Source organism: Micromonospora sp. DT48, assembly GCF_049844495.1.
Taxonomy (GTDB): Bacteria; Actinomycetota; Actinomycetes; order Mycobacteriales; family Micromonosporaceae; genus Micromonospora.
Genome location: NZ_JBNCLE010000007.1, coordinates 72,706 through 96,991 on the forward strand (window position 1 = coordinate 72,706; position 24,286 = coordinate 96,991).

Genomic DNA, 24,286 nt, shown 5'->3' on the forward strand with positions numbered 1-24,286 from the left:
GGACGCGGCCGGGATCGAACGGAGAAAGCAATGGTGAAACGCAAGCGCACCACCCTGCTCGCCGCCGTGGTAGCCAGCACCGTCGTCACCGCCGCCGTCGGAGTGGCGGTCGCACACGCCGCCGCCGTCGGTTGTGCGGTGCGCTACGCCATCCCGTCGGAGTGGCAGGGCGGCTTCAACGCCGACGTGACCATCACCAACCTCGGCGATCCGGTGTCGTCGTGGCGACTCACCTGGTCGTACGCCTCGGGGCAGCGGGTGACGCAGGCGTGGAACGCCACGGTGACCCAGGACGGCGCGCAGGTGACCGCGGTCAACGCGTCGTACAACGGGTCGATCGGCACCAACGGCACCGCGAGCTTCGGGTTCAACGGCTCGTGGAACGGCAGCAACCCGGTACCGACCTCGTTCGCGCTCAACGGGGTGACCTGCACCGGCTCGGTGAACCCGGGCCCGACGCCGACCGTGACCACCCCGGGGCCGATACCCGACTGGCCGCCGGTCGGGCCGCTGTGCGACAGCAGTGACGTGATCGAGATCGGCAGGTACTGGATTCCCAACAACCAGTGGGGTGCCACCGGTGCGACGGGCAACCAGTGCATCTGGTCCCGTGGCGGGCCGGGGAACCCCCTCTCGTGGAGGACCAGCTACAACTGGAGCGGCGACCCGAGCAGCGTCAAGTCGTACGCGGCGGCGATCCTCGGCTGGCACTGGGGCTGGCGGAGGTCGAACACCGGGCTGCCGGTGCAGCTCGCGGAGAACCGTAGTGTCGACACCCATTGGTTGTTCAACGTCACCTCCAACGGCGACTCGCGGATGAACGTCGCGTACGACATGTGGTTCCACCCGATGGCGAACCCGGGCGCGGACGACCAGCCCACCGACGAGCTGATGATCTGGCTCTACCGTTCCAACGCCTCCCCGGCCGGCACTCGCCAGGGCACCGTCACCATCGCCGGTACCACCTGGGAGGTGTGGCGTGGTCACGTGGGCAGTTGGAACGTCTACTCGTACGTGCGGACCACCAACACGACCAGCGCCACACTCGACCTCCGCGACTTCACCAACGACGTGGTCTCCCGTGGCTGGATGAGCAGCTCGAAGTACCTGACCAGCGTCCAAGCCGGACCGGAGATCTTCACCGGCGAGGGTGAGGTCGACACCACGTCCTACTCGGCCACCGTCCGTTGACCCTCGTCAGGACCTGACCGCCTCGCGGCACCCAGCACCCGTAACGCCTCGGCCGGTCATCGGCGGCTGCCAGCGACCGGCCGTGGCGGCGCGGCACCTCGGCGCGGTGTTCCGCGCTCTCGCCTACCCCGCCTCCAGGGCCAGGATTCCTGACGGACCGTATTGCTGACTGTCACGAACCCGGAGTGTCACGGGCGCAGATCGCGGCGGCCGCAGGGGCGAGCGTCGGGTGGTGGGGCGATCGGCCTACGCGATCAGCATGCTGCGGGCCTGGGCGAGGCCGCCGACGAGTTCCCGCAGCGCCGCGACGATCGCCGCTTCGAGATCCGGTCGCAGCCGGCTGACCGGCACCGAGACGCTCACCGCGTCGACCGCCGGGCTGGCTAACGGTACGGCCATCGCGAAGCACGTGATGCCCTCGGTGTTCTCCTCGCGGTCCACGGCGTGCCCGGCGGCTCGCACGGCGGCCAGCGTGACGTGCAGGTCCTCGCGGTCGGTGATCGTGTGCGGGGTGAGCCGGGGCAGGGGCGAGGGCAGCGCGTGGTCCACCTCGTGTTCGGGATGTTCGGCGAGCAACGCCTTGCCGAGTGCGGTCGCGTGGGCCGGTAGCCGACGGCCGATGGCGCTGTAGAGACGCAGCCGGTGCACCGATTCCCGTTTGGCGAGGTAGACGACCTGGTCGCCGTCGAGTCGGCCGAGGTGGACGGCTTCACCGAAGCGGCGGGACAACTCGTCCAGCACCCCGGAGAGCAGACCGACCAGGTCGTCCCCGTCGAGGTAGGCCGCACCGACCCGCAGGGCCCGCAGGCCGAGCCGGAACCGGGTGCCGGTCTCGTCGGTGCGAACCCAGCCTCGGCTGGTCAGCGTCCGGAGCAGCCCGTGCAGGCTGCTCTTCGGGATGCCGAGCGTGCGGGCCAGGTCGCCGAGCGCCCAGGGCTGCGGATGGTCGGCGAGCAGTTCGAGCAGATCGAGGGTGCGCCCGGCCGACTTGACGGGCTGGAAGTCGTCGGGGGCGGTGGACACGGGGCCACTCTAGCGAAGGGTGAACAGCTCCAGTAGGGTCACATACGTGACCAACGTTCATGAGTCTGAACAGCTTCCGGTCGGCCGGGTGCTTCCAGTGGTGGTGCTCGACGACGCGCGGCTCGCCGAACCGCTCGCCGACGCCCTGGTCAAGGGCGGTGTGACGGCGATCGAGGTGACCCTGCGTACCGCCGCCGGGTTGGACGCCATCGCGGCGCTCGCCGCTCGCGACGACCTCACGGTGGGCGCGGGCACGGTGCTCACCGTCGAGCAGGCCGAGCAGGCGATCGGAGCCGGTGCCCGGTTCGTGGTGACCCCCGGCTTCGCGCCCGCCGTGGTCCGCGCCTGCCGAGAGGCCGGCGTGCCGGTGGTGCCCGGAGCCGCCACCGCCACCGAGATCCAGATGGCCCTCGACGCCGGTCTGAACGTGGTCAAGTTCTTCCCCGCCCAGCAGCTCGGCGGCGCGGCGATGATCAAGGCTCTCGCGGCGCCGTTCCGCAACGTGCGGTTCATCCCCACCGGCGGCATCACCGCCGAGGTGATCGCCGACTACCTGGCCCTCCCGGCGGTCCTGGCCGTCGGGGCGAGCTGGATGGTGGCGGCCGACCTCATCGCCGGTGAGCAGTGGGACGAGATCACCTCCCGCACCCGGGCGGCGCTGGCCGCCGCCGGAGGTGCGGCATGAGCGTGCTGAACCCCCGACCGAAGGCCGACTGCCACTACGACCTGGTCTCGCTCGGCGAGGTCATGCTGCGGCTCGATCCGGGCGAGGGCCGGGTACGCACCGCCCGCCAGTTCCGGGTCTGGGAGGGCGGCGGCGAGTACAACGTGGCCCGGGGCCTGCGCCGCTGCTTCGGCCTGCGGACCGCGGTCGTCACCGCGTTCGCCCGCAACGAGGTCGGCCTGCTGCTGGAGGACCTGATCCTGCAGGGAGGCGTGGACACCCGTTTCGTCACCTGGCTGCCGTACGACGGAATCGGCCGCGCCGTCCGCAACGGCCTGAACTTCACCGAGCGCGGCTTCGGCGTCCGGGGCGCGGTCGGCACCTCGGACCGCGGCCACTCCGCCGCCAGCCAGCTCAAACCAGACGATGTCGACTGGGACCACCTCTTCGGCACGCTCGGGGTCCGGTGGCTGCACACCGGCGGCATCTACGCCGCGCTGTCCGACACCGCCGCGCAGACCGCCGAGGCCGCGATGACCGCCGCCCGACGGCACGGAACCATCGTCTCGTACGACCTGAACTATCGACCCAGCCTCTGGAAGGCCGTCGGTGGCCAGGAGCGCGCCCAGGAGGTGAACGCCCGCCTGGCCCGCCTGGTGGATGTCATGATCGGCAACGAGGAGGACTTCACCGCCTGCCTCGGCTTCCCGGTGCCGGACACCGACATCCACAGTGGCGCGCTCGACACGGGCAACTTCAAGGCGATGATCGAGGCGGTCGTGCGGGCGTACCCCAACTTCAAGGTGGTGGCGACCACCCTGCGTGGGGTGCGCAGCGCCACCGTGAACGACTGGGGTGCGGTCGCCTGGGCCGGTGGCGCGTTCGCCGAGGCCACCCACCGACCCGGCCTGGAGATCCTGGACCGGGTCGGCGGCGGCGACAGTTTCGCCTCCGGGCTGATCTACGGCCTGCTCGAACGCGACGGCGACCTGGCGCTCGCGGTGGAGTACGGTGCCGCGCACGGCGCGTTGGCGATGACCACTCCGGGCGACACGTCGATGGCCAGTCTGGCCGAGGTGGAGGCGTTGGTACGTGGGGCCGGTGCCCGCGTGCAACGCTGACTCGCGCCGCGTCCGGACGCAGCGAGTGTCGGCACGTGCTGGCATGCTGTCGCAGTGACCACGACACCCACCGCCGTCGAGGATGTCCGCAACCAGCCGCTGCGGGCGCAGTTCGAGGCGTTTCTCGACCAGCACCGCGCGATGCTCAACAGCTGCCTGGACGGGCTGACCGAGGAGCAGGCGCGCCGGTCGCTGGTGCCGTCGCGGACCACCCTGCTCGGGCTGGTCAAGCACGCCACGTTCGTGGAGAAGGTCTGGTTCGACGAGGCGGTCACCGGCCGGTCGCGCGCCGAGATCGGCATCCCCGCGACGCCGGACGAGTCGTTCGTGCTCGACGACACCGACACCATCGACGGCATACGGCGGGCACACCGGGAAGCGTGCGCTGCCGCCCGCCGTGCCACCGCGGCTCTCGACCTGGACGATCTGTTGCCCGGCAACCGGCGCGGACCGTTGCCGCTGCGCTGGGTCTACCTGCACGTGCTGCGCGAGCTCGCCCAGCACTGCGGGCACGCCGAGATTCTCCGCGAGCAGATCCTCGCCGCCGAGTGAGCGCCGGGCGCCGGGCCGGCCCGGCACCCGGCGCCGACGTCGGATTCCGGTAGCACGGCGACACGACCGGCTGTCGCCGTGGGTTGTCGGACGCGGCCACTATCCTCGCGCGCCATGACCACACAGTTGAACGAGATGCCGGCGGAGTTGTCGGAGTTGTTCGTGACCGCCGCTCCGCGCACCCGGGCGCTGTCGGTGCCGCTCCCGCCCGGCCGGACGGTGCGCGGCGACGGAGGCGACGCCGACCGGCCCTCACTGTGGCTCAGCGACGGCCCGGCCCCGGCCGAGCTGTGGTCGCGATTGCGGGCGGCGCATCCGCAGTCGGGGTTGTGGCCGTTGCTGCTGGACGGCTACGACGGTGCGCCGACGCGTCCCTGGGACGACGGCGAGTTCTGGCCCGACCGTGTGTCGTCGCCCAGCGAGCATGATCCGGAGGATCTGCTCGCCGGTTGGTGGGCCGACCAGACCGCGCCCTACGACGGCGACGACGACCTGTCCAACGACAGGCGGGTGGCCGTCACCGCACCGTACGGGCGGGACTGGCCCGGGCTGGCGCCTGCCGGCGAACCCTGGACGACGCCGGAGCGGCACGCGGACCACTGGGCCGAGCAACTGTCGCTGGCCCGACCGGCGATGCGCCTCGGCCTGGTCCCCGCCGAGCGGGGCAGCGACGCCCTGGCCGTCCTCGGTTGGCAGGGCGCGGTCAACCACACGAACGATCCGGGGCGGCTGTCGGCCGTGCTGCGCAGCTGGGAGGACCGGTTCGGGGTACGGGTGATCGGGATCGGCTTCGCCGAGCTGTATCTCAGCGTCGCCGCGCCACCGGAGGAGACCGATGAGGCGTTGCGGGTGGCGGCCGAACACTTCGCCTTCTGCCCGGACAACGTGTGGCAGGGGCAGCGGCCGTGCACCCTGGCCGCCTACGCCGAACGGATCGTCGACGCCCCGACCTGGGCGTTCTGGTGGGACTGATCGGCACCCCTCAGTGCGCGGGATCGCCCTGACCGGGCAGCGTGAGCCTCACCAGGAAGGCCGCGTGGTCGGTTGTCCGTTCCATGCTCACCGGTCTGGTGACGTCGATCCGCAGGTCTGCGGTGGCCATGAACTGCTGCACCCCGCCGTCGTGCCGGTGGTGGTAGTCGGCCGGCACGCAGGACCGCACGTCGGGTGTGCCGCCGTGGCGCAGGTTGAGGTCGCCGCTGACCACGGTGGGGCGGTAGCGACCATCGGCGTGTAACCGGGGGATCGCCGTGCCGACCAGGTGTGCGCACTGGGCGAGCGCCAGGGTCGAGCTGGTGTACGCAAGGTGCGTGGTGCAGGCGAAGAAGAGGCCACTGGCTTCGACGCAGAGCCAGGCCCGCTGCTCCGGGTCGGCGGGGTCCTGGGCCGGGTAGATCCCGGCGTGCACCTCGTGGTCACCGCCGGACCCCGGGATGTGCGTGAGCACCCCGACGCCGTACTGCTGCCCGTTGAGGCAGCGGTACGGCTCACCGGTGCGGCCGTTTCGCGCCGGTTGGAAGGCGGCCACCACCGTGCCGTCGTGCACCTGCGTCATCACGCGTTCCAGCGCGTCCACGTCGTCGGCGCAGATCTCGTTGAGGGTGACGACGTCGGGTGTCTCGGCGCGGATCACCTCGGCGGCACGGGCGACCGCGCGGCCGGTGTAGCAGCCGGTGGCCATGCCGCTGTTGCACAGGTTCAGTTGGAGCACCCGCATCCGCGTCTGGGCGGTGGCCGTCTCGACCGTCGAGCAGTCGGTCAGCAGCGCGGCGAACGAGACGAGGGCGACGAGGGCGACCACCGGTCGTGGTACGCGGCACGGAGGGGAGAGCATGCACCAGCCCTGGGCTCGTGGAGCGGGCTGACAGTGTATCCGGACCGCCCGCGACACCCGGCCCGTTCGTCACGGTGGGTGAGTGGACCCTGCGGCTGGGTGGCCGTGGGCTCAGGTGCGCAACGGGTACGGGATGAAGGTGCTGCGGTTCTCGTCCACGTCGAGTTGGCGGCTGATCGGCGGGGCGGCCCGCTGCGGGCAGGTCAGCCGCTCGCAGGTCTTGCAGCCCGGCCCGATCGGCGTCGCGGCCTCGGCCGCGTGCAGGTCCATCCCGGTGGAGTAGACGAGCCGACCGGCGTGGCGCACCTCGCAGCCCAGCCCGATGGCGTACGACTTGCCGGGCTGGCCGTAGCCGCCGTGGTGCCGGGTGATGGTGCGGGCGATCCACAGGTAACGCTGCCCGTCCGGCATGGCGGCGACCTGGGTCACCACCCGTCCCGGGGCGCTGAACGCCTCATACACCGTCCATAGTGGACATGTGCCGCCGGTGCGGGAGAACGGGAAGCCGGTGGCCGACTGGCGTTTCGACATGTTCCCGGCCCGGTCGACCCGGACGAAGGAGAACGGCACCCCCCGTGCCCGGGGCCGTTGCAGGGTGCTGAGCCGGTGGCAGACCGTCTCCCACCCCATCGCATAGTGCTGGGTGAGCAGGTCGATGTCGTAGCGACGCTGCTCCGCGGCCGCGAGGAAGTGCTCGTACGGCAGGATCAGCGCCGCCGCGAAGTAGTTGGCCAGACCGACCCGGGTGAGGATCTGCGTCTGCACGTCGTCGAACTCCTCCGACTCGACGATCTCGTCGATGACGTCGGCGAACTCCAGCAACGCGATCTGCGCCGCCATCCGCATCGCCTCCTGCCCGGCGCGCAGCGACGTGGACAGGTGCAGGGTGCGGGTCTGCGGGCGGTAGCGGTGCAGGTCTCCGCCGAGTGCGGCGGCGTCCTCGCGGGCGACGCGTACGCCGTGCCGCTGCGCCAGCCGGTCGCGGAGCAGGGCGCGGACCTCGCCGCGGCGCAGCCCCATCCGCCCGGCCAGCCGCTCGGCCTCCTCGTCGAGGTCGGGTACGTAGTTCTGCCGCCGGTAGAAGAACTCGGTGACCTGGTCGTGCGGGCTGCGGCCGATCCGCTCGCGGTCGCCGACCAACTCGGCGAGCTGCTCGTCGGCCTGCTGGTAGCGGCGGTGCAGCTCGATGACCGCCGCAGCGACCTCGGGCAGCCGGGTGGCCAGTTCGGTGAGTTCGGTGAGACCGGCGCGTCCGGGCAGCGCCTCGCGTAGCCCGGCGACCAGTCGAGGGGTGTCGTGTGCGGCGAACACGGTCGGGTCGACGCCGAACAGCTCGGTGATGCGCAGCAGCACCGGCACGGTCAGCGGCCGGGTGTCGTGCTCGATCTGGTTGAGGTAGCTCGGGGAGATGCTCAGATGCCGGGCCAACTCCGTCTGGCTGAGCCCGCGCTCCTCGCGCATCCGCCGCAGCCGAGCCCCGGCGAAGGTCCTGGCGATGGTCCCCACCTCCCTGGTCCGGCGATCCGATCCGGGTCACATTAGCACTGCTGCGAATAGGCCCTTTCACAAGTTTTCAGAATCGCCTGTGGACTTTTCAAGAATTGGCTTTTTCCGTCCCTCGACCACCTCCGGTCGGCCGTGTGACCGTGAGTCACACACCCGGCGACCAGCATCGGCGCAGCGTCACCGGGTGATGACGGAATCCGAAGGGAATGAGCAACGATGGTTACCGCGGTCGAGCAGTTGCAGCACGAATGGGACACCAACCCCCGTTGGCGGGGTGTGCGGCGCAGCTACCGCGCCGAGGACGTGGTGCGGTTGCGTGGCGCGATCCAGGAGGAACACACCCTGGCCCGGCACGGCGCGAACCGGCTGTGGCGGCTGTTGAACAGTGAGGACTACATCCACGCCCTCGGAGCCCTCACCGGCAACCAGGCCGTGCAGATGGTCCGGGCCGGGCTCAAGGCCATCTACCTCTCCGGCTGGCAGGTGGCCGCCGACGCGAACCTGGCCGGGCACACCTACCCCGACCAGAGCCTCTACCCGGCCAACTCGGTGCCCGCCGTGGTGCGCCGGATCAACAACGCCCTGCTGCGCGCCGCGCAGATCACCACCGCCGAGGGCGACACCTCCGGCATCGACTGGCTGGCACCGATCGTCGCCGACGCCGAGGCCGGCTTCGGTGGCGTGCTCAACGCGTACGAGCTGATGAACGCGATGATCGCGGCGGGCGCCGCCGGCGTGCACTGGGAGGACCAGCTCGCCAGCGAGAAGAAGTGCGGTCACCTCGGCGGGAAGGTGCTCATCCCCACCGGTCAGCACGTGCGCACCCTGGAGGCGGCGCGGCTGGCCGCCGACGTGGCGGGCGTGCCGTCGGTGGTCATCGCCCGCACCGACGCCCAGGCCGCCACCCTGCTGACCACCGACGTCGACGAGCGGGACCAGCCGTTCGTCACCGGCGAGCGCACCGCCGAGGGCTTCTACCGGGTCCGTAACGGCATCGAGCCGTGCATCGCCCGAGGGTTGGCCTACGCCCCGCACGCCGACCTGCTCTGGATGGAGACCAGCACGCCGGACCTGGAGGTCGCCCGCCGTTTCGCCGAGGCGATCAAGTCCGAGTACCCGGACCAGCTGCTCGCCTACAACTGCTCGCCGTCGTTCAACTGGCGCAAGCACCTCGACGACGCCACCATCGCCAAGTTCCAGCGGGAACTCGGCCACATGGGCTACAAGTTCCAGTTCATCACCCTGGCCGGTTTCCACGCCCTCAACTACTCGATGTTCGACCTGGCCAAGGGCTACGCGACCGACGGCATGTCGGCGTACGTCTCGCTCCAGGAGCGGGAGTTCGCGGCCGAGCCGGCCGGATACACCGCCGTCAAGCACCAGCGCGAGGTGGGTACCGGCTACTTCGACCTGATCAGCACCGTGCTGAACCCCACCGCCGAGACCACCGCGCTGCGGGGGTCGACCGAAGAGGAGCAGTTCGCGTGAGGTACGAGATCATCGGCGACATGGCCGAACGGTTCGACGAGGTGCTCACGCCCGAGGCGCTGGAGTTCCTGGTCGCGCTGGACAGCGAGTTCGCCGCCCGCCGGGTGGCCCTGCTCGACACCCGCCGCGCCCGCCGGGACCGCTACGCCACCGGCCAGTTGCCCGACTTCCTGCCGGAGACCGCCGCGATCCGGGAGGACCCGAGCTGGCAGGTGGCACCGCCCGCGCCGGGCCTGGTCGACCGGCGAGTCGAGATCACCGGGCCGCCGGAACGCAAGATGACCGTCAACGCGTTGAACTCCGGTGCCAAGGTGTGGCTCGCCGACTTCGAGGACGCCACCGCCCCGACCTGGCACAACGTCATCAGTGGACAGCTCAACCTGATCGACGCCCTGGACCGCCGGATCGACTTCACCGACGCCCGGGGCAAGCAGTACACCCTCGGCGAGGAGCTGGCCACCATCGTGGTCCGTCCGCGCGGCTGGCACCTGGCGGAGAAGGGCATCGTGGTGGACGGCCGACCCATCTCGGCCAGCCTGGTCGACTTCGGGCTCTACCTCTTCCACTGCGCCCGCCGCCAGCTCGACGCCGGCAAGGGCCCGTACTTCTACCTGCCGAAGCTGGAGACCCACCGCGAGGCGCGGCTGTGGAACGACATCTTCGTCTTCGCCCAGCGCTACCTCGGGCTGCCGCAGGGCACCATCCGGGCCACCACGCTGATCGAGACGATCACCGCCGCGTTCGAGATGGAGGAGATCCTCTACGAGCTGCGCGAGCACTCCGCGGGGCTCAACGCCGGGCGGTGGGACTACATCTTCAGCGTCATCAAGAACTTCGGGCAGTGGCCGGACTTCGTCCTGCCGGATCGCGCCGAGGTGACGATGACGGTGCCGTTCATGCGCGCGTACACCGAACTGCTGGTGCGGACCTGCCACCGGCGTGGCGCGCACGCGATCGGCGGGATGGCCGCCTTCGTCCCGGCCCGCGACCCCGAGGTCAACGAGGCGGCGCTGCGTAAGGTGCGGGCGGACAAGCAGCGCGAGGCCGGCGACGGCTTCGACGGCTCCTGGGTCGCCCACCCCGGCCTGGTGGCGACCTGCCGCGAGGTCTTCGACGCGGTGCTGGGTGAGCGTCCGAACCAGCTCGACCGGCGTCGCGACGAGGTGGCGGTCACCGCCGCCGAGTTGCTCGCGGTGGACAAGACCCCCGGCCAGGTCACCGAGGCGGGGGTACGGGCCAACGTCGCGGTGGCGCTGCGCTACATCGACGCCTGGCTCGGCGGTACGGGCGCGGTGGCGCTGTGGAACCTGATGGAGGACGCCGCCACCGCCGAGATCGCCCGCTGCCAACTCTGGCAGTGGCTGCACCACGGCACGCCGCTGGCCGGTGGGGGAACGGTGACCGAGGAACTGGTCCGCTCGATGCTCGCCGAGGAGCTGGCCGCCCTCGCCGAGGGGCGGGTGGGCGCGGAGCGCGAGCGCGCCGAGCACGCCGCCCGGATCGTCGAGGAGACGGCCCTCGGTGAGGACCTGCCGTCCTTCTTCACCACCAAGGCGTACGCCCGGCACCTCGGGGTCACCCGGGAGCCGGCGCTGGCCGCTCGCTAGCCAGGACCGGAGCGCGGCCCCCGGTGAGAACCGGGGGCCGCGCTCATGCCCGAACGCCCTGGCGGCCGTCACTCACGGTGTCGGGTCCGCGTCGAGCCGGGTGATGTTGCGGATCTTGTTGGAGGCGTCCAGGGCGGCCACCTTGTACGCCTCGGCCAGCGTCGGGTAGTTGAACACCGTGTCGACCAGGTAGTCCACCGTGCCGCCGCAGCCCATCACCGTCTGCCCGATGTGGACGATCTCGGTGGCGCCGGTACCGAAGACGTGCACACCGAGCAGCCGGCCGTCCGTCGGCGAGACGAGCAGCTTCAACATGCCGTACGAGTCGCCCACGATCTGGCCGCGCGCCAGCTCGCGGTAGCGGGCGATGCCCACCTCGAACGGCGTCGCGCTGTCGGTCAGCTCCTCCTCGGTCTTCCCGACGAAGCTGATCTCCGGAATGGTGTAGATGCCGATCGGCTGCAACTCGTGCATCGGACGGTCCGGCTCGCCGCAGGCGTGCTGCGCGGCCAACCGTCCCTGCTCCATCGAGGTCGAGGCCAGCGCCGGGAAGCCGATCACATCGCCGACGGCGTAGATGTTCTCCACCGCGGTCCGGTAGTGCGCGTCGACCTCGATGCGTCCGCGCCGGTCAGCGCTCAGTCCCGCCGCCGCGAGGTCCAGGCCGTCGGTCTGACCCTGCCGGCCCGCCGAGTACATGACGGTGTCCGCGACGATCTTCTTGCCGCTCTTGAGGACGCACAACGCGGCCGTCGGGTGCTTCTCGACCGAGGCCACCTCCTCGCCGAAGCGGAACGTCACCGACAGGTCCCGCAGGTGGTACTTCAGCGACTCGACGACCTCCTCGTCGCAGAAGTCGAGCATCCGCTCGCGCCGCTCGACCACCGTCACCTTCGTGCCGAGGGCGGCGAACATCGAGGCGTACTCCATGCCGATCACGCCCGCGCCGACCACGACCATGCTGCGGGGTACGGACTGGAGGTTGATGACCCCGTCGGAGTCCACGATCGTCCGGTCGTCGAAGTCGACACTGTCCGGCCGGGCCGGTCGGGTGCCGGCGGCGATGATGGCCTTGTCGAAGGTGATCCTGGTTTCCCGCCCGGAGTCGCCGTCGATCCAGACCGAGTGCTGGTCGGCGAACCGCCCGGTGCCGGTGATGAGCGTGACCCGATTGCGGGCCAACTGGTTCCGGATGACATCGGTCTGGCGGTTGATGACGTGCTGGGTCCGCGCGGCCAGATCGCTGACCGTGATCTCCTCCTTGACCCGGTAGCTGCTGCCGTAGAGCTCGCGCTGGCTGAGGCCGGTCAGGTAGAGCACCGCCTCGCGCAGGGTCTTCGACGGCACGGTGCCGGTGTTGATGCACACCCCGCCCAGCATGTCGCGGCGCTCCACCAGGCCGACCCGCCGGCCCAGCTTCGCGGCGGCGATGGCGGCCTTCTGACCGCTGGGCCCGGAGCCCAGCACCAACAGGTCGTAGTCATACATGATCACCAGCGTCGCAAAGGTGTGCCACCGCGCGCCATACCTACGGCCGGGCGGGGTCGAGACTTTGTGGCCCGCCCGGCCTAGCTCGGATCAGCAGCTGCGCAGCTCCGGAGACTGGTTGAGCAACTGGCCCCGGACCGAGATGAACTGGCGGTAGGTGTCGGAGTCGACGGCGGACGGTCGGAACGCCGCGATCCGGTGGCAGTTCTGGAAGGCGAGCTTGACGCCGAAGTGACGCTCCAGACTGGATCGGATGGCGTCGCTGGCCAACGCGCGCAACAGTTGGCCCCGCTCGGCCTCGCTGGGTGGGGGCACCTGGTTGTCGGCAAAGTCGGCGTCCGAGGACACGAGTTCCGACACCACCCGGTTGACGGTCCGCCAGGCGTACGGCAGTGACTCGCGGACGCAGGCCACGAATGCCTCGTCGTCGACGGGGCCGGATTCGGCGGCCCGCAGCAGGCTCGGCGACACGGTGAGAGACATGATCCTCCTTAACTAATGACAACGATTGTCGTTACCATTGCGTGCCGAGCACATCACGTCACCATCGGGGCTGTCAACGCTGACGGGCCGAGTCGATGAGCACCGCCGCGACACGATGCGGGCCGGTGGCCGGGTCGGGATCCCGGCCACCGCGCGCCGGGCGGAACGGGCGGGAGCGGTAGATGCCACGACGGGAGCGACTGGTCCGGTACTGGGACGGTCAGGCCGACGGCTACGACCGGAAGGTCGTCTCGGTCGCGCGACGGCTGCTCGCCGAGCAGTTCGAGATCAGTCGACCGGCGATTCAGTCGGCACCTGCGCGTACTGTGCGACAGCGGAGTGGTCCGCGACACCGTCGTCGGTCGCCACCGGCTCTACGAGCTGGATCCGACCCGGCTCGCCGACCTGATCCGGTGGCTGATCCAGCTCACCCGGACCGACCTCTGGGAATGCCGCTTCGACGCCCTGGAGACCGAGGTCTACCGTGCCCGCCGCGATCGCCGCACCGGCGAGACGCCAACCGCCCCACAGGAGCGCACCGCATGACCCGTACACCGACCGGCCGACTCCTCGACGCCGAGAACGGCGTCGACCTGGTCCTCACCCGAACGTTCCGGGCCCCGATCGACGATGTATGGGCCAGCCTCACCGAACCGGAGCGCACGGCACGATGGTTCGGCCCCTGGGAGGGCGAGGCCGCACCCGGGCGCACCATCCGGGTGCGGATGACCCTCGAGGAGGGGGCACCCTGGTCCGACCTGGATATCGAGGCGTGTGAGCCGCCCCACCGGCTGGCCGTGTCCCTGCGGGACGAGTACGGCCACTGGGTGCTGGAACTGCTGCTGACCACCCTGGGCGATCGCACCGAGCTGCGCTTCGTCCAGCACCTCGTCGACGCCACCGGCATCGGTGAGGTGGGGCCGGGCTGGGAGTACTACCTCGACTGCCTGGCGGCGGCTCATGACGGTACGGCGATGCCGCCGTTCGACGACTACCACCCGCCGATGAAGGCGTACTACGAGCAACTGCGGCCGGAGTGATCGAGGATACCCACATCCGCGCCATTCGCTCCGTTTTGCTCGTTCTACCCCGGGTACCGCCCTGACATCTGGCTCTCGTGTCCCAGGAGGTACCCGCAGAAATGAACGCCCGCAACCCCGCCAAGGCGGTCAAGGATGTCGTGGAGGCCGCGGCGGAGAAGGTGACCGACGCCCTCGCCCCGGAGGTGCCGGGAGCGCCGGGCAGCGCCCCGCCACCGCTCGACGAGCCGACGACCCCACACGATCCGCTGCCCGCGAAACCCGAACAGGGCGCCCCGCAGACCCGTACGCCGACCGGTGCCGAGACCGGCGCGACGGCCGAGGCGTACGGCCAGCAGGGTTCTTTCCTCACCACCGCGCAGGGCGCGCGGCTGCGGGACACCGACCACTCGCTCAAGGCCGGGCCGCGTGGGCCGGTCCTGCTCCAGGACCACCACCTGCGAGAGAAGATCACCCACTTCGACCACGAGCGGATCCCCGAGCGGGTGGTGCACGCCCGGGGCGCGGGCGCGCACGGCGAGTTCACCGCGTACGGCACCGCCGAGGCCGTCACCCGGGCGGGTTTCCTGGCCAAGGGCCGGACCACCGAGGTCTTCGTCCGCTTCTCCACCGTCCTCGGGTCGCGTGGCTCGGCCGACACCGTCCGCGACACCCGGGGCTTCGCCACGAAGTTCTACACCGACGAGGGCACCTTCGACCTGGTCGCCAACAACATCCCGGTCTTCTTCATCCAGGACGCGATCAAGTTCCCCGACATCATCCACGCCGGAAAGCCGCACCCCGACCGCGAGATCCCCCAGGCGCAGAGCGCGCACGACACCTTCTGGGACTTCGTCTCACTGCACACCGAGGCACAGCACCACGCCATGTGGACCATGTCCGACCGGGGCATCCCGCGCTCCTACCGGACGATGGAGGGCTTCGGTGTGCACACGTTCCGGCTGGTCAACGCCGCCGGGGAGACGGTGCTGGCCAAGTTCCACTGGAAGCCGAAGCTGGGCGTGCACTCGCTGGTCTGGGAGGAGGCCCAACTGCTCGGCGGCATCGACCCGGACTTCCACCGGCGTGACCTCTACGACGCCATCGAGGCGGGGGCGTTCCCCGAGTGGGAACTCGGCCTCCAGGTCTTCCCCGACACCCCCGAGGAGACCTTCGCCGGCATCGACCTGCTCGACCCGACGAAGATCGTGCCGGAGGAACTCGCGCCGGTCCAGCCGGTCGGCAAGCTGACCCTGAACCGCACCCCGAGGAACTTCTTCGCCGAGACCGAGCAGGTCGCCTTCCACGTGGGCCACCTGCCGCCGGGCATCGACGTCACCAACGACCCGCTGCTGCAGGGCCGACTCTTCTCGTACGTCGACACCCAGCTGACCCGCCTCGGCGGGCCGAACTTCACGCAGATCCCGATCAACCGGCCGCACGCCCAGGTCAACGACATGCTGCGCGACGGCTTCCACCAGCACGCCGTCCACGCCGGGGTGGCCCCGTACCGGCCGAACACCCTCGACGGCGGCAACCCGTTCCCGGCCGGTGCCGACGACAACCCGTTCGTCGAGGTGCCGGTCCAGGTCACCCAGGCACCCAAGGTACGCGCCAACCCGGCCTCGTTCGACGACCACTTCAGCCAGGCCCGCCTGTTCTGGTCGAGCATGTCCCCGGTCGAGCGGGAGCACATCATCCGGGCGTACACCTTCGAGCTGGGCAAGTGCTACCACCAGGCGATCAAGGAACGGCAGCTCCAGTGCCTGGCCAACATCGACCCGGTGCTCTGCGCCGAGGTCGCCACCGGCCTCGGTCTGCCCGCGCCGGAGCCGACGATCCCGCTGGCCGACGTCGAGCCGAGCCCCGCGTTGTCCCAGGTCGGGCGGGAGTGGCCGGCCGACGGCCGGATGGTCGGCATCGTCGTCGGACCCGAGGCCGACCTCGACGGCGTCCGGGCGGTCCGCGAGGCGGTCTTCGCCGCCGACATGGTGCCGCTGCTGATCGCGCCGCACGGCGGAACGATCGGCGACCTGCCCGCGCAACGGAGCTTCGCCACCGGCCGCTCGGTCGAACTCGACGCGCTCCTGCTCGCCTCGGCACCCGCTCCGGCACCGGATGCGACGCCGGCCCGCGACGCCAAGGCGGGCACGACCGGTTCGGCCACCATCGACCCCCGGGTGCTGCTGATGGTGGACGAGTGCTGGCGGCACGCCAAAGCCATCGGCGCGTGGGGGACCGGCGTCACGGCGCTGGAGCAGTCCGGTGTCGTCGGCACACCCGGCGTGGTCACCGGCGACTCCGCGACGGAGGTGTTGGCCGCCGTCGGGCAGCTCATGGCCGGTCACCGGGTCTGGGAGAGGTTCCCCGCCCCGGTCGGCTGACCGCAAGCGCGGCACCGGCGCCAGGTCACGAGCGGCCACGCCCTCGTGACCTGGCACCGGTTCGTGGGGTGAGCCCTGCTCGGCTCACCCCGCGTCGAGGACGCGGTGCAGCCTGCGGGCCTCGGTGACCAGGCGACCTGACCCGCCCCGCCCGGCGACGGCGGCCAGGCCCGGCACCTCGATGCGGACGCCGGTCGTGGCGGCGGTCTCGGCCGCCACGGTCAGCAGGTCCGGCAGGCCACGCGGTGCGGTGGGCATGGCCAACACCGCCGGGAGCGTGGCGGCCAGCAGCCGCCACACGGTCAGCGGCGCACCCGCCTGCGCGACGTCGCGCAGCGGCTCGACGACCCGGGACAGCTTCACCAGGTGCCGGGCGACGAGGGTCCCGAGTTGCTCCCCGATGCCGGCCGCGTCGATGTCGCCGGTGGCCGCCAAGGCGAGCAGGGCGTCCACCGTGGCCACCCGGTCCGGGCCGTGCCGGGCGCTGAGCCCGTAGGCCAACGCCAGGTCGAGGGCCACCCCGCCCGGACCAGCGATCTCCGCGAGCAACGGCAGCAACGCGGGCCCGCCCCGCTCGTCCATGTCCGCGGCACCGGCGATCAGCGGCAACGCGTACGCGGTGACCAGCCCTCGGTGCCCGGGCAACATCGACGGCCACAGGTCCACCCAACCGACGTGCTCGCCGGTGAGCGGTGACACGGGCGTGGTGAACAGCCCGTACCGGTCGACCGCTCCGTCCGGTGGGGCCAGTTCGACCAGGATCCGCTCGTCCGGCAGGTACGCGTCCGCCCAACGTCGGCCCTGGCTGCTGGACTGGGTGACGGTGCGGGGGCGGACGACCGGCTGGGGTAGGCCACCGTCGCGCACCCAGGCGGCGAGCCGTCGACCGGCCGCCGTGCCGAGCGCCGCCGCCTGACCGGCGATCGCCTCGTCCACCTCGGTCGGCAACCGCAGCAACGCCTGGGTGAGGTCCCAGTGGCCGGGCTCCCGGTCACCGAGCGCGGCGAGTCGGTCCACCAACGCCGCCGGGTCGAGCTGACCGTTGGTCGTGGTGGGAGCGGCGAGCAGCCCCGGCTGCCCCGGCCCGGTGAGGTACCCGCCGATCTCGGCCAGCCGGGCGTGGAGCAGCCGGTGGACCGGCGGCACCCGGGGGTCGGTGACCACCAGCTCCGGTGTCGCGTCGACCCGGTGCAGCGCGGTGCGCAGCCGCTCCCACCGTTCCCGCTGACCGTCCGAGCACCCGGCGCTCGTGAACAACTCGACCACCGTCGCGCAGAGGCAGAGTGGATCGGAGCGGTGCGCGTCCGCCCAGGACCAGTGCCGCCGTTCGACCACCGGGGCGAGCGCGGCGTGGACCCGAGGCCCGTCGGTCGCGGTGAGCCGGACCAGCCCGTCGAGGACACGCTCCAGGGCCGTCCCCCGGTACGGCGTGGCGAGCAGCGCGGCGACCTCCTCGGTCAGCTCGTCCAGGTCCGTGATCGGCGCGGGCGACTGTGCGGGCGTGGGCGGCGGGGGCAGGTCGTCGCCTCGGGGTCGGGTGACCGCCGGGGCCGGCCCGTCCGCTGCCGGGTCGAGGCCGTGCCGGGCGGCCAGTGCCACGGCACGCTCCCGCAGCTGCACGGCGGGATGGTCGGCGGCGACCGCGATCACCTCGGCGATCTCACCGGCCCGGTCCCGGTGCTGGCGGGCGAGCTGGTCGAGCCAGCCGAGCTGGGCCCGGACCAGTGTCTTGTCGGGTCGGGTGAGCATCTGGCGGGAGGCGTCGAGGATCGACTCCAGTTCCAGTTCGGGCAGCGTCCGGAGCGCCTTCTGCGCCATCGTGGCCACCGGCGCGGGTGCGTCGACGAGCAGCCGGAGATAGTCCGTGACCCGGGCGGTGACCTCGGCGGTGGTCGGTGCGAGCTGGTCGAGCAGCATGGTGAAGGCGCGCAGCGCGCCCGGCCGGTCGCCGCGCAACAGCCGACCGAGGGAGCCGTCGAGCAGGAGCGACCGGTCGACCACCCCCTCGGCGGCGAGCTGGGCCAGGGCGGGCGGCAGGACGGGGCGGCCCGGGTCAGTGCGGTCGTGGTGATCGGTGATGCCCAGCATCAGGTTGCCGATGTCGTCCACCTCGAACAGCCGAGGCAGCATGACGGCCAGGAACGGGTCGTCGCGTAGCCGGTCCGCCACCGGCGGGGGCTGACCCTGGTGGAACGTGGCGGGGGAGTCCACCGCGGTCAACCACAGGCGTACGGCCATGTCGTCGGTGGGTGGCGCGCCACCGTCCAGGTGCAGAAGCGTGGCGACGAAGTGCCACTTGCCGACCCAGGTCTGCTCGGTGAACCGGGCCGCGATCCGATGGGCCAGGTCGACGAGCCAGTCGACCCCTCGCTCCCGCGCGACGGCGTGCACCAGCTCGGCCGCGAGGCGACCGTGCGGGTTGACCGAGGGACGGCCGAGGATCGTCGCGGCCTGGGCGGCGGTCGGTAGGCAACCGACCACGGCGATCGCCAGGGCCGTGCCGGTGCCCGACCACCAGATGCCCCGCTGGTGCTGCTTGAACCAGGCGGTCAGCTCGACGCCGATCTCCCGGCGGCGCTGTTCCGGCAGCCCGTGCAGCGCTGCCGCGACCGCTTTGATCGCACCCCGGTCCACCAGGTCGAACAGGTCGCTCGTGCCGCCGTTGGCCAGCTCGTGCCGACGTCGCACAGTGCGCAGGGAAGGGTCCGCGTGCGTCATGCCGACTCCTCGACCTGTTCGGTGACCAGCATCCGGGCGGCCAGGGCGTGCCGGCACGGCCCCCGCTGCCCCCGATGTCTCGCCCACCATGGACAGGTGCAGGTCAGCCCGCCGTCGGCGAGCCGACGGACCCGGTACACCTGGTCGCCGCCGCGTACCGTCGCCGCCGTGCCGTCCCACCGCACCGCTGCGGCGTCGAGCAGCGCCCGCGCGCCCACCAGCCGGGGATTGTCCCGCTCGGCCCGGCCCGCGTCGTACGGCATCACCCGGTGGAAGTACGCCCCGTCGGCGACGTCGTAGCCGACCCGACCGGCGGTGCCGAGCTGGGCCAGGGCACCCCGTACCCGGGCGGTGTCGATACCGGCCTGCCTGGCCAGCCGATCCGGGTCGATGGTCGGATCCCAGGACAGCAGGGCCGAGACCAGGTCGGCGTCGTCGACGACATCGTCTCCGGCGAGTGCGGCGAGCGCGGCCCCCTCACCGGAGAAGCCACGGTACGGCTCGGGGGAGAGGGTCAGCGACAGTCGTAGCGCGCCGGTGTCGAGTTCCCAGACGCTCGGGGCCGGGGCGGAGCCGGGCGCCACCGTCGGGCCGTACACCCGGAGGGTCTTCGCGAAGCGCAGCATCGGTCGCAGTGCGGTCAGCCGGTCGGCCCCGGCCAGGCAGACCGCCCCGGCGACGGGCCGGGAGGTCAGCCGCAGGGACCGACCGGCCGGTACCACCCAGAGCACCGACCGGTCGCCGCGCGGCAACCGACGCAGGAAGGCGCCGGCCTCGGTCGCCGGCAGCTCGGCCCGGGGCTCGAAGCGGGCGGCCAGCACGTGGACCTCGGCGAAGCCGCGCAGCCAGCGCGCCGGCAGCGGCACCTTCTTCTCCACCACCGTGCCGTCCAGAGTGGAGACGGTGAGGTCATCGGGGCCGACCGACAGGTGCAGCGGATCCAGGCCACTGACCCGGGCCAGTGACTCGCGCAGCGGATTGTTCACGTCGACGTTGGTGGTGCCGTGCTCGGCGACGTCGCCGTCCAGACCCGCGGGCAACGCGTCGAGCCGCGCGTACACCCCGCAGCACCCGGAGAAGGACTCGAAGCGGAGCCGGTCGCGGCTGCCGGTGACCACCGGATCCAGACTCGCCGGACTGACCGGCCGGTGGTAGCGGGTGCGGGCCACCTCGGCCACCGCCAGCAGCCCCACCGCCGCCGCCTGGCCGGTGGTGAGGAAACCGGTGAAGAAGCGGGGATTGGGTGCGGGTCCGCCGCTGGTCTGCAGGGCGAGTGAGCGTTGCGTGAGGGTGGAGGGGGCGAGGTAGCGGTAGGTCTGGACTGTGGTCACGCCGCCGCACGGTAGAGGAAGCCTCTGACACCGGCGGCGGCGCGGCAGGTCACCCGCGATCGGACGGTCAGTGTGCCACGACGGTCGCGGCCGCCACGGGCTCCGGCACGGCCAGTCGGCCGGGGCGGACCACCACGACGAACACGATCAGCGCCGAGGCCAACCCACCGGCGATCACCACGGCCATCGCCACGGCCCCGGTGCCGAGCACCCCCACCAGCGGCGCGGCGATCGCCCCGATGCCGAACTGCACCGCGCCGAGCAGGGCGGAGGCGGTGCCGGCCGCCTCGCCGTGTCGGCTCAGGGCCAGCGCGGGCGCGTTCGGCAGCGCCAGCCCGGCCGTCGCCAGCACCAGCCAGAGCGACGCGAGCAGCGCCGGCAGCCCGCCGATCCCGGTCGCGGCGAGCCCGACCAGCACCAGACTGGCGGCCGTACCCACGATCAGGGCGGTCAGCAGGATCTGCTGCGGGGACCAGCGGCGCAGCAGGCGTACGTTGGCCTGGGTGGCGATGATCAGCCCGATCGCCCCGGCACCGAAGGCGAACCCGAACTGCTGCTCGTCGAGCCCGTACTGCCCTTGCAGGACGAACGAGGAACCACCGACGTAGGCGAACAGTGCCGCCATGGCGAACCCGGCCACCAGCACCAGCCCGACGAAGGGGCGGTCACGCAGCAGCGAGGCGTAGAGCCGGCCGGTGGACGACACACCGCCGCGCTGACGGCGCAGCGGCGGCAGCGTCTCCGGCAGGCCCAGCATCGCGACCAGGAGCAGCAGTACGCCGAACACGGCGAGCGCGGCGAACACGCCCCGCCACTGCGTCCACCGGAGCAGCTCACTGCCGAGGGTCGGCGCGAGGACCGGGGCGGCACCCATCACGAGCAACAGGCGGGACAGCAACTGGGCGAAGGCCGAGCCGCTGAACAGGTCGCGGACCACGGCCATGGCGATCACGGCAGCCGCCGCCGCACCGAGGCCCTGCACCACGCGCATCGCGCCGAGGGCCGCGATGTTCGGGGCGAGGGCGCAACCCACGGAGGTCACGATGTGCAGCGCGGTGCCGGCGATCAACGGAGTACGGCGGCCGACGGCGTCGGAGAGCGGACCGATCAGCAGTTGTCCCAGGGCCAGACCGATCAGGGTGCCGGTGAGCGTCAACTGGACCGCCGCCGAGGTGGTGCCGAGGTCGTCGACGATCGAGGGCAGCGCCGGGAGGTACATGTCGATGGTCAGCGGGCCCACCGCGATCAGCGAGCCGAGGACGAGGATGAGGCGCAGACGTTGGCGGCGAGTCATCAGGTCGCCCGGCATCGGCGCGGGTGGCGCGGCGACGGTGTCGACGCCGCTCACCGGAGCGTCTTCCGCGAGCAGGTGCAGCGGGCGGAACGTGGTGCGATGGTCATATCTGGCTGCAACCCGCCGCCGCCGACCTCATTCCCCACATCTGCAGAGGTTACGCACCTCACACCGCTGGTGGAGCGGACGACGGCAGGGAACCGCCGCCTCAGGTGGTGCTGAGGCGGCGGCTTCCCCCCACTGTGGTGATGGCTCTGGAGTGCCGGGTGTCAGGTGCCGGCGGTCACCTCCCGCCGGGACGCCGGGTAGCGGATGCCCTCCACCATCTCGACGATCTCGTCCGGCGGTGGTGCCGTCAGCTTCGACACCACGATGGCGACCGCGAAGTTGACGATCGCGCCGATGGTGCCGATGCCCTCCGGGCTGATGTCGAAGATGTGCGGGTTGGCCTCGGTGCCGAACACCGGCAGCGTGTAGATCATGTAGCTGGCGGTGAACACCAGACCGGTGAGCATGCCGGCCGCCGCGCCCGTGGCATTACATCGTTTCCAGAAGATGCCGAGCACGATGGCCGGGAAGAAGGTCGACGCCGCGAGACCGAACGCGAAGGCGACCACCTGCGCCACGAACGCGGGCGGGTTGATGCCGGCGTAGATGGAGACCAGTACCGCCAGACCCATCGCGATCCGGCCGACGAGCAGCCGTTGCTTGTCGGTGGAGTCCCGCTTCACCCGCCGGAAGTACAGGTCGTGCGAGAACGACGACGAGATCACCAGCAGCAGTCCGGCCGCCGTGGACATCGCGGCGGCCATACCGCCGGCCGCCACCAGACCCACGATCGGTGCCGGCAGGCCGGCGATCTCGGGACTGGCGAGGACCAGGATGTCGTTGTTGACGATCAGGTCCGCGCCGGAGGTCGGGTTGTTGCTGACCGTGTTGATGGTCGTCGCTCCGTCGCTGACCGTGACCAACCCGGTCGCCGCCCAGTTCTCGATCCACCTCGGCAGCGCGTCGGCGGCGACGCCGTTGACGTCCCGGAGCAGGTTCAGCTTGGTGAAGGCGCCCACCGCCGGGGCGGTGGTGTAGAGCAGCGCGATGAAGAACAGCGCCCAGAACGCCGAGTAGCGGGCACCCCGTACGCTCTTCGTCGTGTAGAACCGGACGATCACGTGCGGCAGACCGGCGGTGCCGATCATCAGCGCCATGGTCACCAGGAACACGTCGATCTGCGGCCGGGCCGCGAACGCCTCGGTGTACTGGTTCAGCCCCATCTCGACACTGATCGCGTCGAGTTCGGCGAGGATCTGTCCGAACGACACCTGCGGCACCGGGAAGCCGGTCATCTGCTGCGCCACCGCGATCGCGGGAATCAGGTAGGCCACGATCAGCACCGAGTACTGCGCCACCTGGGTCCAGGTGATGCCCTTCATGCCGCCGAGCACCGCGTACAGGCCGATGATCAGTGCCGCCACGATGACGCCGCCGGTGACGTCCAGGCCGAGGAACCGGCTGAAGACGATGCCGCCACCTCGCATCTGCCCCACCACGTAGGTGAAGGAGATGATGATCGCGGCGACGGCGGCGATGGTGCGGACGGTCTCGGAGTACCGGTCACCGACGAACTCGGGCACCGTGAACTTGCCCCACTTGCGCAGGTAGGGGGCGATCAGCAGGGCCAGCAACACATAGCCGCCGGTCCAGCCCATCAGGTAGATGGTGCCGTCGGAGCCGAGGAAGGCGATCAGGCCGGCCATCGAGATGAACGACGCGGCGGACATCCAGTCGGCGGCGACCGCCGCGCCGTTGGCGATGGTCGGGATGCCCTGACCGGCGACGTAGAAGCCGGCCGTCTCCCGCACCCGGCTGCGCCAGGCGATGTAGAGGTAGACCGCGAAGGAGCCGACGATGAAGACGAGGGTCCAGGTCTGGATCTGACTCATTTGCCAGCCTCCTGGATCTCCTGCTCATCGACGCCGAACTGGTTGTCGAGGCGGTCCATCAACTTCGCGTAGACGAAGATCAGGATCACGAAGACGTAGATCGATCCCTGCTGGGCGAACCAGAACCCGAGCGGGAATCCGGCGATGACGATGTTGTTGAGCGGCTCGACAAGCAGAATGCCGAAGCCGAACGAGACGATGAACCAGATGGCCAGCAGGATCACCATGAGCCGCAGGTTCCGGCTCCAGTACTCCTTGCGCCAGCCGTTGTCCGGCGGCGACGCCGGTGGCGGTGCCGACGGTGGCGGCTCACCGCCACGGGTCTCCTTGTCGGGGGTTACCTCGGTCATCTCTGGAGCCTCCTGGTCGATACGGGACGGGCTGCTCGACGTTGTGCGGTCAGTCACACCTCTGGTGTGGGAAGAGAACGTGACGCGGCCTGGCCAGGCAAGAGTTGATCCGGTCAGGTTCGGGTTCGGGTCGCTGAGCGGTCCGTTGGATCCCGTGAACGGTTCAGCGGTAGGAACTGTCGTGCGGACTCGCCCGATTTGCGGTCGTTCGCGGACCCGCTTCGGCCGCCCACCGACACCGGCCGACCGTTCACCGATTTGCCCGTTCGGTCCGGCGGCGCTGACCGCCTAGC

General features: G+C 71.1%; 20 protein-coding genes. 10 read left to right on the plus strand and 10 right to left on the minus strand.

From position 1 onward, the window contains the following. Window positions 1–30 precede the first annotated feature (30 nt). Window positions 31–1,191: a GH12 family glycosyl hydrolase domain-containing protein gene (locus tag ACLQ2S_RS08400; RefSeq protein WP_425701460.1), complete on the plus strand. Its 1,161-nt coding sequence runs from the start codon at window positions 31–33 to the stop codon at window positions 1,189–1,191. 246 nt (window positions 1,192–1,437) lie between these two features. Here the strand turns inward: ACLQ2S_RS08400 and ACLQ2S_RS08405 are convergent, their stop codons facing one another. Then, on the minus strand, window positions 1,438–2,214 hold the full coding sequence (locus ACLQ2S_RS08405) for an IclR family transcriptional regulator (RefSeq protein ID WP_425701461.1): 777 nt from the start codon (window positions 2,212–2,214) through the stop codon (window positions 1,438–1,440). A 46-nt stretch (window positions 2,215–2,260) separates the two neighbouring features. Here ACLQ2S_RS08405 and eda point away from each other — a divergent pair, with 46 nt between their 5' ends. The 4 genes from eda to ACLQ2S_RS08425 all read left to right on the plus strand — a co-directional run bounded on the left by eda (window position 2,261) and on the right by ACLQ2S_RS08425 (window position 5,523). Continuing rightward, window positions 2,261–2,899, plus strand: a complete 639-nt coding sequence (gene eda / locus ACLQ2S_RS08410; RefSeq protein ID WP_425701462.1) for a bifunctional 4-hydroxy-2-oxoglutarate aldolase/2-dehydro-3-deoxy-phosphogluconate aldolase — start codon at window positions 2,261–2,263, stop codon at window positions 2,897–2,899. Then, the gene (locus ACLQ2S_RS08415) at window positions 2,896–3,999 is read left to right on the plus strand and encodes a sugar kinase (protein WP_155216611.1); all 1,104 of its coding nucleotides are present in this window, start codon (window positions 2,896–2,898) and stop codon (window positions 3,997–3,999) included. Before eda ends, ACLQ2S_RS08415 begins: the two co-directional genes overlap by 4 nt. 54 nt (window positions 4,000–4,053) lie before the next feature. Next, window positions 4,054–4,551 carry a DinB family protein gene (locus ACLQ2S_RS08420; protein ID WP_309223016.1) on the plus strand — a complete coding sequence of 166 codons (498 nt, stop codon included), beginning with the start codon at window positions 4,054–4,056 and terminating at the stop codon, window positions 4,549–4,551. Between the two features lie 114 nt (window positions 4,552–4,665). Beyond that, window positions 4,666–5,523 (plus strand): DUF4253 domain-containing protein, encoded by an 858-nt coding sequence (locus ACLQ2S_RS08425; RefSeq protein ID WP_196222501.1) that lies wholly within the window; start codon window positions 4,666–4,668, stop codon window positions 5,521–5,523. 10 nt (window positions 5,524–5,533) lie between these two features. On the opposite strand, the gene ACLQ2S_RS08430 is transcribed toward ACLQ2S_RS08425, so the two are convergent. Beyond that, the gene (locus tag ACLQ2S_RS08430) at window positions 5,534–6,385 is read right to left on the minus strand and encodes an endonuclease/exonuclease/phosphatase family protein (RefSeq protein WP_155216609.1); all 852 of its coding nucleotides are present in this window, start codon (window positions 6,383–6,385) and stop codon (window positions 5,534–5,536) included. 111 nt (window positions 6,386–6,496) lie between these two features. Further along, window positions 6,497–7,891, minus strand: a complete 1,395-nt coding sequence (locus tag ACLQ2S_RS08435; protein WP_309223015.1) for a short-chain fatty acyl-CoA regulator family protein — start codon at window positions 7,889–7,891, stop codon at window positions 6,497–6,499. Between the two features lie 216 nt (window positions 7,892–8,107). On the opposite strand from ACLQ2S_RS08435, the gene aceA reads away from it, so the two are divergent. Continuing rightward, window positions 8,108–9,379, plus strand: a complete 1,272-nt coding sequence (gene aceA / locus ACLQ2S_RS08440) for an isocitrate lyase (RefSeq protein ID WP_155216607.1) — start codon at window positions 8,108–8,110, stop codon at window positions 9,377–9,379. Continuing rightward, window positions 9,376–10,986: a malate synthase A gene (aceB, locus tag ACLQ2S_RS08445; protein ID WP_309223014.1), complete on the plus strand. Its 1,611-nt coding sequence runs from the start codon at window positions 9,376–9,378 to the stop codon at window positions 10,984–10,986. Before aceA ends, aceB begins: the two co-directional genes overlap by 4 nt. A 72-nt stretch (window positions 10,987–11,058) precedes the next feature. On the opposite strand, the gene sthA is transcribed toward aceB, so the two are convergent. Together sthA and ACLQ2S_RS08455 are read right to left on the minus strand one after the other, a co-directional pair. After that, window positions 11,059–12,474 (minus strand): Si-specific NAD(P)(+) transhydrogenase, encoded by a 1,416-nt coding sequence (sthA, locus tag ACLQ2S_RS08450; protein WP_155216605.1) that lies wholly within the window; start codon window positions 12,472–12,474, stop codon window positions 11,059–11,061. A gap of 90 nt (window positions 12,475–12,564) precedes the next feature. Continuing rightward, window positions 12,565–12,957 (minus strand): SCO5389 family protein, encoded by a 393-nt coding sequence (locus ACLQ2S_RS08455; protein ID WP_155216603.1) that lies wholly within the window; start codon window positions 12,955–12,957, stop codon window positions 12,565–12,567. Between the two features lie 339 nt (window positions 12,958–13,296). Here ACLQ2S_RS08455 and ACLQ2S_RS08460 point away from each other — a divergent pair, with 339 nt between their 5' ends. The 3 genes from ACLQ2S_RS08460 (at window position 13,297) to ACLQ2S_RS08470 (ending at window position 16,360) form a co-directional block, all read left to right on the plus strand. Then, window positions 13,297–13,503, plus strand: coding sequence for a hypothetical protein (locus ACLQ2S_RS08460; protein ID WP_230462433.1), 207 nt, complete (start codon window positions 13,297–13,299; stop codon window positions 13,501–13,503). Then, window positions 13,500–13,997 (plus strand): SRPBCC family protein, encoded by a 498-nt coding sequence (locus ACLQ2S_RS08465; RefSeq protein ID WP_155216601.1) that lies wholly within the window; start codon window positions 13,500–13,502, stop codon window positions 13,995–13,997. Before ACLQ2S_RS08460 ends, ACLQ2S_RS08465 begins: the two co-directional genes overlap by 4 nt. A gap of 101 nt (window positions 13,998–14,098) precedes the next feature. Further along, a complete protein-coding gene (locus ACLQ2S_RS08470; RefSeq protein ID WP_155216599.1) occupies window positions 14,099–16,360 on the plus strand; it encodes a catalase in 2,262 nt (753 codons plus the stop codon). Between the two features lie 84 nt (window positions 16,361–16,444). Here ACLQ2S_RS08470 and ACLQ2S_RS08475 read toward each other — a convergent pair whose 3' ends face one another. The 5 genes from ACLQ2S_RS08475 to ACLQ2S_RS08495 all read right to left on the minus strand — a co-directional run bounded on the left by ACLQ2S_RS08475 (window position 16,445) and on the right by ACLQ2S_RS08495 (window position 23,993). Then, a complete protein-coding gene (locus ACLQ2S_RS08475; RefSeq protein ID WP_425701463.1) occupies window positions 16,445–19,078 on the minus strand; it encodes a DUF6493 family protein in 2,634 nt (877 codons plus the stop codon). Beyond that, entirely contained in the window at window positions 19,075–20,409 is a 1,335-nt protein-coding gene (locus tag ACLQ2S_RS08480) for an SWIM zinc finger family protein (protein WP_309223013.1), read from the minus strand. Before ACLQ2S_RS08480 ends, ACLQ2S_RS08475 begins: the two co-directional genes overlap by 4 nt. 67 nt (window positions 20,410–20,476) lie before the next feature. Then, window positions 20,477–21,703, minus strand: a complete 1,227-nt coding sequence (locus ACLQ2S_RS08485) for a multidrug effflux MFS transporter (RefSeq protein ID WP_155216962.1) — start codon at window positions 21,701–21,703, stop codon at window positions 20,477–20,479. Window positions 21,704–21,972: 269 nt separating this feature from the next. Next, complete coding sequence (locus ACLQ2S_RS08490) at window positions 21,973–23,643, minus strand: sodium:solute symporter family protein (RefSeq protein WP_155216597.1); 1,671 nt, start codon at window positions 23,641–23,643, stop codon at window positions 21,973–21,975. Next, window positions 23,640–23,993 (minus strand): DUF4212 domain-containing protein, encoded by a 354-nt coding sequence (locus ACLQ2S_RS08495; RefSeq protein WP_155216595.1) that lies wholly within the window; start codon window positions 23,991–23,993, stop codon window positions 23,640–23,642. Before ACLQ2S_RS08495 ends, ACLQ2S_RS08490 begins: the two co-directional genes overlap by 4 nt. Window positions 23,994–24,286: the final 293 nt, after the last annotated feature.

Excerpts from the sequence above, each read along its gene's own strand:
- ACLQ2S_RS08475 (WP_425701463.1), bottom strand. The coding sequence starts at position 19,078 with ATGACGCACGCGGACCCTTCCCTGCGCACTGTGCGACGTCGGCACGAG.
- ACLQ2S_RS08430 (WP_155216609.1), bottom strand. The coding sequence starts at position 6,385 with ATGCTCTCCCCTCCGTGCCGCGTACCACGACCGGTGGTCGCCCTCGTC.
- ACLQ2S_RS08415 (WP_155216611.1), top strand. The coding sequence starts at position 2,896 with ATGAGCGTGCTGAACCCCCGACCGAAGGCCGACTGCCACTACGACCTG.
- ACLQ2S_RS08490 (WP_155216597.1), bottom strand. The coding sequence starts at position 23,643 with ATGAGTCAGATCCAGACCTGGACCCTCGTCTTCATCGTCGGCTCCTTC.
- aceA (WP_155216607.1), top strand. The coding sequence starts at position 8,108 with ATGGTTACCGCGGTCGAGCAGTTGCAGCACGAATGGGACACCAACCCC.
- ACLQ2S_RS08455 (WP_155216603.1), bottom strand. The coding sequence starts at position 12,957 with ATGTCTCTCACCGTGTCGCCGAGCCTGCTGCGGGCCGCCGAATCCGGC.
- ACLQ2S_RS08485 (WP_155216962.1), bottom strand. The coding sequence starts at position 21,703 with ATGACTCGCCGCCAACGTCTGCGCCTCATCCTCGTCCTCGGCTCGCTG.
- ACLQ2S_RS08470 (WP_155216599.1), top strand. The coding sequence starts at position 14,099 with ATGAACGCCCGCAACCCCGCCAAGGCGGTCAAGGATGTCGTGGAGGCC.
- ACLQ2S_RS08400 (WP_425701460.1), top strand. The coding sequence starts at position 31 with ATGGTGAAACGCAAGCGCACCACCCTGCTCGCCGCCGTGGTAGCCAGC.
- ACLQ2S_RS08465 (WP_155216601.1), top strand. The coding sequence starts at position 13,500 with ATGACCCGTACACCGACCGGCCGACTCCTCGACGCCGAGAACGGCGTC.
- ACLQ2S_RS08425 (WP_196222501.1), top strand. The coding sequence starts at position 4,666 with ATGACCACACAGTTGAACGAGATGCCGGCGGAGTTGTCGGAGTTGTTC.
- sthA (WP_155216605.1), bottom strand. The coding sequence starts at position 12,474 with ATGTATGACTACGACCTGTTGGTGCTGGGCTCCGGGCCCAGCGGTCAG.
- ACLQ2S_RS08495 (WP_155216595.1), bottom strand. The coding sequence starts at position 23,993 with ATGACCGAGGTAACCCCCGACAAGGAGACCCGTGGCGGTGAGCCGCCA.